The organism is Streptomyces sp. NPDC059917 (genome assembly GCF_042730635.1).
In the GTDB taxonomy this organism is placed as follows: domain Bacteria; phylum Actinomycetota; class Actinomycetes; order Streptomycetales; family Streptomycetaceae; genus Streptomyces.
The window spans coordinates 1-9287 of record NZ_JBHWLC010000150.1; the positions used below are offsets into that span (position 1 = coordinate 1).

9 protein-coding genes are annotated in these 9287 nt (G+C 72.5%); 6 read left to right on the forward strand and 3 right to left on the reverse strand.

The window, feature by feature from the left end; translation table 11 throughout:
• The first annotated feature begins 253 nt into the window (after positions 1-253).
• The gene (locus tag ACFWAR_RS38585; RefSeq protein ID WP_385788164.1) at positions 254-1300 is read left to right on the forward strand and encodes a S66 peptidase family protein; all 1047 of its coding nucleotides are present in this window, start codon (positions 254-256) and stop codon (positions 1298-1300) included.
• 53 nt (positions 1301-1353) lie between these two features.
• Here the strand turns inward: ACFWAR_RS38585 and ACFWAR_RS38590 are convergent, their stop codons facing one another.
• The gene (locus tag ACFWAR_RS38590; protein ID WP_385788167.1) at positions 1354-2127 is read right to left on the reverse strand and encodes a TetR/AcrR family transcriptional regulator; all 774 of its coding nucleotides are present in this window, start codon (positions 2125-2127) and stop codon (positions 1354-1356) included.
• A gap of 178 nt (positions 2128-2305) precedes the next feature.
• Between ACFWAR_RS38590 and ACFWAR_RS38595 the strand changes: the two genes are divergently transcribed.
• Positions 2306-3412 (forward strand): FAD-dependent monooxygenase, encoded by a 1107-nt coding sequence (locus ACFWAR_RS38595; RefSeq protein ID WP_385788169.1) that lies wholly within the window; start codon positions 2306-2308, stop codon positions 3410-3412.
• 99 nt (positions 3413-3511) lie between these two features.
• On the opposite strand, the gene ACFWAR_RS38600 is transcribed toward ACFWAR_RS38595, so the two are convergent.
• Together ACFWAR_RS38600 and ACFWAR_RS38605 are read right to left on the reverse strand one after the other, a co-directional pair.
• On the reverse strand, positions 3512-5845 hold the full coding sequence (locus ACFWAR_RS38600; protein WP_385788171.1) for a putative bifunctional diguanylate cyclase/phosphodiesterase: 2334 nt from the start codon (positions 5843-5845) through the stop codon (positions 3512-3514).
• On the reverse strand, positions 5842-6663 hold the full coding sequence (locus tag ACFWAR_RS38605) for an SAM-dependent methyltransferase (RefSeq protein ID WP_385788173.1): 822 nt from the start codon (positions 6661-6663) through the stop codon (positions 5842-5844). The genes ACFWAR_RS38600 and ACFWAR_RS38605 overlap by 4 nt, the downstream gene beginning before the upstream one ends.
• Positions 6664-7250: 587 nt before the next feature.
• Here ACFWAR_RS38605 and ACFWAR_RS38610 point away from each other — a divergent pair.
• From ACFWAR_RS38610 to ACFWAR_RS38625, 4 genes are all read left to right on the forward strand, one after another.
• Positions 7251-7577, forward strand: a complete 327-nt coding sequence (locus ACFWAR_RS38610) for a hypothetical protein (protein WP_385788176.1) — start codon at positions 7251-7253, stop codon at positions 7575-7577.
• Positions 7543-7668 (forward strand): hypothetical protein, encoded by a 126-nt coding sequence (locus tag ACFWAR_RS38615; protein ID WP_385788178.1) that lies wholly within the window; start codon positions 7543-7545, stop codon positions 7666-7668. Before ACFWAR_RS38610 ends, ACFWAR_RS38615 begins: the two co-directional genes overlap by 35 nt.
• Before the next feature lie 33 nt (positions 7669-7701).
• Positions 7702-8475 (forward strand): hypothetical protein, encoded by a 774-nt coding sequence (locus ACFWAR_RS38620; RefSeq protein WP_385788181.1) that lies wholly within the window; start codon positions 7702-7704, stop codon positions 8473-8475.
• 223 nt (positions 8476-8698) lie between these two features.
• Positions 8699-9229 (forward strand): hypothetical protein, encoded by a 531-nt coding sequence (locus tag ACFWAR_RS38625; RefSeq protein ID WP_385788183.1) that lies wholly within the window; start codon positions 8699-8701, stop codon positions 9227-9229.
• Positions 9230-9287 lie beyond the last annotated feature (58 nt).

A 9287-nucleotide genomic window follows, 5' to 3' on the forward strand; every position in this document is an offset into this window, starting at 1 on the left:
TAGGCGGGCGATCCTCCGCCTTGCGATGCACGGCACCAGACGCCGCGAGCCGCGCCCTTCGGGCGCCCGGCGCTACTTTCGAAACACGCCCTAGGCCGCAGTAGCGTCCCAGGAGGTGGACGTCGGCGGCCGCCCGTGGCCGGGCCCGCGTCGCGCGGCCGGCCTGCCGGCGTGCTCGTCGGGCCGCACCGCAGCGGCCTGAGCAGCGGAAACCTGGCTGCCGAGGGCGGGACGAGACCCGTACTGTCCCCCCATGAGCGCTCCCTCCTCTCCCCCCAAGCCCGTACCGGGCGACCGCATCGCGGTCATCTCCCCTTCCTCCGGCCTGCCGGGGATCCTTCCGCTCCCCTACGAGTTGGGTCTGGCGCGGCTGCGCGAGGAGTTCGCGCTGGAGCCGGTGGAGTATCCGGCGACCCGGAAGATGGGATCCACGCCCCGGGAACGCGCCGACGACATCCACGCCGCCTTCGCCGACCCGACGGTCAAGGCGGTGATGGCGAGCATCGGCGGCGACGACCAGCTCACCGTCCTGCCGCTGCTGGACCGGGAGCTGATCCGCTCGCACCCGAAGCCGTTCTTCGGCTTCAGCGACAACACCTGTCTCCTGTTGTTCCTGCGAAACCTGGGCATCGTGGCCTACCACGGCGCCTGCGTGATGACCGAGCTCGGCAGGCCCTACGCGCTCCACCCGATGACCGCCGCTTCGATCCGCGCCGCCCTCTTCACCTCGGGCCCCTACGAGATCCGGCCCGCCGAACGCTTCCGGGACACCGACCGGGACTGGGCCGATCCCGCCACCTTCGACTCCGAGCCCGACGCGCGGGACGGGGGTGGGTGGATCTGGCACCGCCCCGACCGGGTGGCCGAGGGGCGCGCGTGGGGCGGCAACCTGGAGGTGCTCTCCTGGCTCCTGATGGCGGACCGGGAGGTCGCGACCGCGCGGGACGCGGCCGAGGGCGGCGTGCTGTTCCTGGAGACGTCCGAGGAGATGCCCGCGGCCCAGGAGGTGTTCCGGATGCTGCGCGGCTTGGGCGAGCGGGGGCTGCTCGCCCGCTTCTCCGCGCTGCTGATGGGGCGCCCGAAGGCGTGGTCCTTCGACCGGCCGAACGACCCCGGAGCCAGGCTCCGTTACGCCGAGGAGCAGCGGGAGGCCGTGCTGCGGGCGCTCACGATCTACGCCCCGGACATGATGGCCGTCTTCGACGTGGACCTGGGGCACACGGATCCGCAGGTGGTGATCCCCTACGGCGGGCTCGTCCGGATCGACGGCCCCGAGCGGCGGATCACCGTGACCTACTGACCCGACGACCTCCTGCCCCGGCCGCCACCCCGACCGCCCGTTCAACCGCTGCCCTACTGGCCGGCTCCGGGCGTGGGGGATATCGGGGCCGGGTCCACGGCCCCGGCGGCTGACGAGGCGGGCCGGACCCGGGCGGCCAGGGTCCGGTTCAGCCCCTCCCCCAGCATGGCGAAGGCCGCGTCGGCATCGGCCACGGCGGCCGCGTGCGCCTCGGCGGCGCTCTGCCCGGCGTCCATGCGGAGCCAGTTCGCCCGCCCCAGCTCATGGCGGGCGGTCACCAGATACAGGGCGGCGAGCCGGGCCGACAGCAGCTGGGGCTTCGCCCCGGACCCCGCGGCGGCGGGGTCCGTCTCCGTGCCCGCCCCGGCTTCCGCTTCCAGCACCGCGGCGAGCAGGTCCACCTCGCGTTCGGCGTAGTGGGCCAGGCGCGACTTGAGGCTGGCGGTCGAGTAGAGCAGCCGCTGGAAGACGACCACATTCGGGTGGTCGCAGAGGCCGGTGATCGGGTCGTGGGCGGCGAGGGCGGCGATGAAGTGGTCGTGCAGCGCCTCGACCGGCGTCTGCCCGGCCGGTCGCTCCCGCACGACGCGCGCCGCTTCGTCCTGGTGGTCGGCGAAGCGGTCCAGCAGCAGGTCCTCCTTGCTCGGGTAGTACCGGAAGAGGGTGGGCTTGGAGACCTCGGCGGCGGCCGCGACGTCCGCGACCGAAACCGCGTCGAAGCCGCGCTCCAGGAAGAGCTCCAGCGCGGTCGCGGCGAGCTGCTGCCGCGTGCGCTGCTTCTTCGCCTCGCGCAGCCCGGTCGTTTGAGGGGCACTCGTGTTGTCCATGCCACCAAGCTAGCACGGATTTCACAACCTGGTCATTTTTCAGTCTCGGTTATTTTTCTGTCCTGGTTTTTTTTGTTACCTGGTTGCTTTTTCTTCGGACGGGCGCTTCACTGGAGACACAACGACGACAGCGGCCGCCACGGCGACGCCAACGCCGCCACGGAGCAAAGGACTTCTGATGAGCTACGCACCGAACGCCGCACCGACCGACGCACCGACCGACGTACTGATCGTGGGTTCCGGGCCGACCGGCCTCACCCTCGCCTGCGACCTGGTCCGCCGCGGGGCCCGGGTCCGGGTGATCGACCAGCGCTCCGCACCGCACCGCGAGTCCCGGGGCAAGGCGCTGCACCCCACCAGCCTGGAGGTCTTCGAGACGCTCGGGGTGGCCGAGCGGATGACCTCGACGGGCAGCGCCGGACTGACCTTCCGCAAGTACTTCGACGGGGAGCACATCAACGACACGCCCCGCGACAGCACCGCCCTCTTCATGGGCCAGTGGCAGATCGAGGGGATCCTGCGCGAGCGAGTGACGGAGCTCGGTGTCGACATCGAGTACGACGCCGAGGTGACGACCGTGGACCAGGACGCCACCGGGGTGCGGGTGACCCTCGCCGACGGGCGGACCCTGCGGGCCGCCTACCTCGCCGGCTGCGACGGGGGCCGCAGCACCATCCGGCGACAGCTCGGCATCTCCTTCGAGGGGCGCACCTGCGACGAGGAGGCGATGGTCGTCGGGGACGTGACGGCGGAGGGACTGAGCCGCGAGTACTGGCACCAGTGGTTCACCTCCGACGGCGGCGCCATGATGCTCTGCCCGATACCGGGGACCGACACGTTCCAGCTCCAGGCCTCACCGGAGACCGACGAGCAGGGACAGCGCCTGGCCCCCTCCTTGGAAGGCTTCCAGCGGCTGTTCGACCAGCACGCACGGATGCCCGGGATCCGGCTCACCGAGGCGACCTGGCTCTCGACCTGGCGGGTCAACGTGCGGATGGCCGACCGGATGCGGCAGGGGCGTTGCTTCCTGGCGGGAGACGCGGCCCACGTGCACCCGATCGCGGGCGGCCTGGGCATGAACACCGGCATCCAGGACGCGGCCGCCCTCGGGCGGATCCTGGCCGAGGCGCTGGCGGGGGCCGGTGAGGAGCGGATACTGGAGGCCTACGAAGCCGAACGGCTGCCGGCCGCCGCCCATCTGCTCGCCGACACCTCCGCCCGCCACGACCGCGTCCGCGAGGCGATCCGCGAGCCCGGCCGGGGCATCGAAGCCGCCCTCAACTGAGCCCCGTACACCGTGCACAGCCCGTATGCCCGGCATGCCCTGCACACCCGGTGCGCCCCGCCCGACCTCGGCCTCAGGTGTCGGGCAGGGGCAGCCGGGTCAGGGAGTGGGGACGGCGTCGCAGAGGGAGAGGGTGTGGATCCGGTCCGGGGCGCCGGGCCGGGCGTAGTACCACCCCTGGGCCGTGTCACAGCCCAGCGCGCGGAGCTGGGCCGCCTGGGCGCCGGTCTCGACGCCCTCGACGGTCACGGCGAGTTCGAGGCTGTGGGCCAGGGCGACGATCCCCTCCACGATCTTCACGTCGACCGGGTTCGCCGGCTCCTGCTGCATCCCCTGCGTGAAGGAGCGGTCCAGTTTCAGGACGCTCACCGGGAGGCGGCGCAGGTTCGCCAGGTTCGAGTAGCCGGTGCCGAAGTCGTCGAGCGCGATGTCGACGCCGAGGGCGGCGAGCCGTCGCAGCGGTTCGAGGAGTTCGTCGTCGGCCCCGATCAGGGCCGATTCGGTGACCTCCAGGCACAGCGCGCCCGGCGCCAGCCCGGAGTTCTCCAGCACCGCCACCGTGTCGGCGACCAGGCCGGGATGGTGGAGCTGGGTCGGCGAGAGGTTCACGTTGATCCGCAGGGCCGAGTCGCCGTACTCGCGCTGCCACTTGCGGGCCTGGCGGACGGCCTCCTCCAGCACCCAGCGCCCGAGCGGCACGATCAGCCCGGTCCGTTCGGCGAGCGGGATGAAGCGGTCGGGACCGAGCACCCCGTACTGCGGGTGCGACCAGCGCACCAACGCCTCGGCGCCGTGCACGCTGCCGTCGTGCATGTGCACCAGCGGCTGGTACTCGATGAAGAACTCACCGCGCTCCAGGGCCGCGGGGAGCGCGTTGGTCAGACCGTGTCGGGTGATCGCCCGGGCGTCGGCCTCCTCGTCGGCGAACTCGAAGCGGTTGCCACCGGCCGCCTTCGCCCGGTACATCGTGATGTCGGCACTGCGCAGCACCTCGGCGGCGGTCCGCGAGCCCGCCGGGCCCTCGACGATGCCGATGCTGCCCCGGACCGTCAGCTCGCGGCCCTCCAGCCGGATCGGGGTGGCGAGGGCGGAGAGGATCCGCATCGCCAGGTCCGTCACCTTCTCCTCGGTCTCGGGCCCGGTGGTCAGCGCCACGAACTCGTCGCCGCCCAGCCGGGCCACGACCTCGCCGGGGCCGGTGGCGCAGCTCTGCAGCCGGTCCGCGACCTCCACCAGCAGCCGGTCGCCCGCCGAGTGGCCGAGGCTGTCGTTGACGGTCTTGAAGCCGTCCAGGTCGAGGTAGCACAGCCCGAAGCGGCTGCCGCCGGCCCCGCTCAGGGCCTTTTCCAGCCGTTCGAAGAACAGGGTCCGGTTGGGCAGGCCGGTCAGCGCGTCGTGGGTGGCCTCGTAGCGCAGCCGCAGGTTCAGCAGCCGCCGCTCGGTGGTGTCCTCCATCAGGGCCAGCTGGTACTGCGGGGTGCCCTCGGCATCGCGCAGCAGGGACACCGTCAGGTTGGTCCACAGCACGGTGCCGTCGTGCCGGTAGTACGGCTTCTCCACGCGGTAGTGCTCGCGCTCGCCGCGCACGAGTTCCCCGTACATCCGCCACACGTGCGGGGTGTCGTCGGGATGGCTCCACTCGTTGACGTTGCGGCCCCGGACGTGCCCTTCGAGGCCGCCGAACATCTGGAGCAGCGTGTCGTTGACCTCGATGACGTTGCCCTGGAGGTCGGCGATGCCGATGCCGATGGCCGCGCCCTCGAAGACCGCGCGGAAGCGCGCCTCGCTGGCGTGCAGGGCCTGCTGGGCATCGATCCGGGCGGTCAGCGCGGAACGGGCGATGGCCTCCTGCTCCCTGAGCGTGCGCTCGCGCAGCTCGCGGGCGAAGCCCGCCGCGATCCCGTGCTGGAGGCGGGCGCACCGGGCCCGGTACTCCTCGGACTCGTCCGCCCCGCCACCGCCCGGGCCGCAGTACAGGACGAGATAGGCCTCGACCACGCCGAGGGTGCCCGCGAGGGCCTCCGGGTCGGTGCAGTGCACGGCCACGAGTTCCGTGCCGACCCGCTGACCGACGGACGCGTCGAAGGGGCGGGCGTGCAGGGCCTCGGCCAGGGTGCGCGCGAGGGGCACGAGGTGGCGTTCGAACTCCACCCGGGTCAGCGAGGTGGCGGTCACCGGGAAGATGGCCCGGCTCCAGATCGTCGCGAACCGTCCGATCCGGTCCTCCGGGTCGGCGGGCAGCCCGGCCGCCCCGGAACCCGCCGACGCCGAGCCCGCCGACGCCGCCCCCGCAGGGGCCGTGCCGGTCCGTGCCGTGCCCGCAGGGGCCGTGCGCGCGGTCGTGGGTACGGCTCCGGGCGCGGGGACGCCCTTCGCGGTCTTTCCGGTGCCCATCGCGCCCGCTTCCCCCGCCGTCTGTGCCGGGAGTCTCACGCCTTGCGTCCCACGCCCGCGAAGCCCGAGAAGGCGTAGGGGTCTTCCTGTGCCCCGCCGTCCTGCGGGCCCTCCGGCCGCCACTCGGGCATCGAGACGAGCCCCGGCTCCACCCGTTCGAAGCCGTCGAAGAACCGGCCGATCTCGGCGCCGCTGCGCATGACCAGCGGGTTGCGGATGTCCCGGTACACGCCGACGGCGCCGCCCGCGACCTCCTCGGCCAGCGGTACGCCCTCGTACGAGGCGTGCGTGAGGACCAGCAGGCTGCCGGGGGCCAGCGCGTCGCGGAGCGCGGCCACGGCGGCGTACGGCTCGTCGGCGTCCTCCAGGAAGTGGAGGACCGCGACCAGCAGCAGGGCCACGGGCCGGTCCAGGTCGAGCAGCCGGGTCACCTCGGGGCTCGCCAGGATGTCCGCCGGCTTGCGCAGATCGGCGGCGGCGATGCCGGTGCCTTCGGTGTCGGCCAGGACCGCCTGGCTGTGCGCGACGGCCACCGGGTCGTGGTCGACGTACACGACGCGGGCGTCGGGGCTCGCGGCCCGGGCGATCTCGTGGACGTTGCCGAAGGTGGGGATGCCGGACCCGATGTCCAGGAACTGGGTGACGCCCTGGTCGACCGCGTACCGGACGGCGCGGCGCATGAATGCCCGGTTCGCCTGCATGATCTTGGGTAGACCGGGGATGAATTCCATGGCCCGGCGGGCCGCTTGGCGGTCGACCTCGAAATTGTGCGAGCCGCCCAGGTAGTAATCGTAGATGCGGGACACGCTCGGCACCGATATGTCGATGCCCGGCGGGGCCCAGGCGGGTCGCTCCATCGGGGTCTCCAAGTGTAGTCCATCGGTGTCCACGGTCTCGGACAGCTGTCCGAGCCGAATGTACTGATCATTGCCCAACCGAGCGAGCAAAAGCGGAAATTGGCGGTCCGTTCTTCGTCACACACCAAACACACCAGGAGCCCCGTCCGCCCGCATTGATCGAAACCGACAAATACCTTTTGGGAATTGACCGCCGCCTGATCGGACACCACCAACAGCTGGCTCAAACCTCTACGGTCCCCACATCGCCCGTTCGGGGGAACCGGAGCAGGTCCGGGAGTGCGGGAGGGCCTGCGGCCCCATGCTCCCCGGGTGAACAGACCCTGTGCCAGGCGCCTGCTGACGGTCCCGGTCCTCGTGTGGGCGGCACTGTCCGTCACACCCGCCGTGGCCGATAGCCGCGCCTCCACGATGCCCGGCCCGGACGGCGGCCGAGCCGTCGTCGAGCTGGTCACGGCAGCCCGGAGCGAGAGCTTCCGCGGTGGTGGCGGGGGTTCCCGGGGTGGCGGACATCACGACGACGACCACGGGGGTCGGCACTGCGGAGGCCATCACGGCGGGCACCACTGCACGCCGCCGCCCCCGCCGTGCCCGCCGCCCCCGCCACCGCCCTGCCCGAAGCCCACGCCCACCCCGACACCGACGCCCACCCCGACCCCCACGCCGACGCCGACGCCTCCCAAGCCGACGCCCACGCCCACCCCGAAGCCCACGCCGCCGAAGCCCACGCCGCCGGCGCCGCCCCCTCCTCCGCCGCCGCCCGCGCCCCCGAAGCCCGCGCCGCCCGCGCCCCGGGTGTACCGGGCTCCGGCCCCGCCGCCACCGCCCGCGCCGACACCGCCGCCGGCCCCCGTGGTGGCGCCTCCCGCGAAGAAGCCGGTGCCCAGGCCGGCCTACCGCACGGAGGCCCGTAAACCGGCGGAGCACCACATCTCGCCGGTGACCTTCACCTTGCTCACGGCGGCCCCCGCCGTGCTCGCCATCGTCGCGCTGCGCCCGCGCTGACCCCGACCCGATTCGTTTCTTGTGGGAGTTCCCTTGTCGGAATGGCTCGTCCTGTCCCTCGCGATGGCCGCGGCCTGCGCCGTCGTCTTAACCATCGCCTTCTTCAACCACCGCCGGATCGGTGAGGACGACGATCCGAACGAGACCCCGGACGTCATCGAGTACATGACGATGATGATCGGGGTCATCTACGCGATCGTGCTCGGCCTGGCGATCGCCGGCGTCTGGGAGGGCCGCGGGGCCGCCCAGGAGTACGTGCGCCAGGAGTCGCAGGCGCTCCACGAGGTCAGCATCCGCGCGGAGGTCTATCCGGCGGCGGTGCGCACCCGGATCCGCGCCGACGTCGACGCCTACGTGACCTACGTGGTCACGCGGGAGTGGAAGGACATGGCCGACGACGGGGACGTCTCGGACCAGGGCACCAAGCTGCTCGACCGGATCCGCCGGGACGTCACCGACTACGAACCGCAGACCGACCACGAGGGGCAGGCCTACCAGCCCCTGGTCGACCAGGTGGGGATCGCGGACGACGCCCGCAGCGCGCGACTGCAGAGCGCCGGGGCCACCATGCCGGGGGTGGTCTGGTTCGGCCTGGTGGCGGGCGCGCTGGTGACGGTCGGTTTGATCTTCACCCTGCAGATCCGGCGCTCCTTCCGGGAGATGCTGCTCGCCGGGCTCTTCAGCGCGCTGATCGCCTTCCTGCTCTTCCTCATCTGGGACTTCGACGCGCCGTTCAGCCGGGGGGTCTCGGCCACCGCCGAACCGTTCTTCCAGCAGTTCCCGCACCTGGGGCTCGACGGCGACTGACGCGGGGCCGGCATCCCGGGGCCGACATTCCGGGGCGGCATCCCGGTGGGCCACACCGGCGGCGGCCCGTCCGTCCCCGGTTCGGCCTACCGGGATGCCCCATTCGCCCGTTCCTGATCGCGGGTCACCGCAGGCGCACCTAGCGTGTCGGACATCGAGGCGCACGTCCCCCCACGTGCGGAAACCGTTCCGCAGCTGCTCCTCGGGGATCCGGAGAAGAACCATGGGCGCGATACGTACCTCAGCCACCGCTCTGCTCACCGCCGGGGCCGCGGGCACCGTCCTCGCGCTCGGCGCGGCGTGCGCCGTCGCCGCGGAGGCCCAGCCCATCACCTCGTTCGGGTTCGCCGTCTCCCCCTCGACGGTCGCACCCGGCGGGGCGGTCGTGCTCTCCCTCACCGGGTGCACGGCGGCGAGCGCCACCGTCTCCTCCGGCATCTTCGACACCGTCAGCGTGCCGAAGGGCAAGACGGTGCGGGTCACGGTGGACCGGGACGCCCGGCGCGGGGCCCGCTACTCCGTCAACTTCACCTGCAACAACGAGACCGGTTCCGCCGATCTCACCATCGCGGGCGGTACGACCGCCCCCACCGCCAGGTCCACGGCCGCGGCCCGCGGCGTGCGCGGCGGTCTCGGCGGCAGCGTGGCCGGGACGGACGTCCGCGAACTGGCCCTCGGCGCCGGACTCTTCCTGGTCGCGGTCGCGGGTACCGGATATGCGATCAGACGCCGGGCGGATTCCCGCGGGCACTGAGCCCACCCCCACCGCGTCGACCGCCGTTCGCCCCGAGTCCTGGCCAGGACTCGGGGCG

Coding starts and splice junctions, on each gene's coding strand:
- ACFWAR_RS38585 (WP_385788164.1), top strand. CDS start 254: ATGAGCGCTCCCTCCTCTCCCCCCAAGCCCGTACCGGGCGACCGCATC.
- ACFWAR_RS38590 (WP_385788167.1), bottom strand. CDS start 2,127: ATGGACAACACGAGTGCCCCTCAAACGACCGGGCTGCGCGAGGCGAAG.
- ACFWAR_RS38595 (WP_385788169.1), top strand. CDS start 2,306: ATGAGCTACGCACCGAACGCCGCACCGACCGACGCACCGACCGACGTA.
- ACFWAR_RS38605 (WP_385788173.1), bottom strand. CDS start 6,663: ATGGAGCGACCCGCCTGGGCCCCGCCGGGCATCGACATATCGGTGCCG.
- ACFWAR_RS38625 (WP_385788183.1), top strand. CDS start 8,699: ATGGGCGCGATACGTACCTCAGCCACCGCTCTGCTCACCGCCGGGGCC.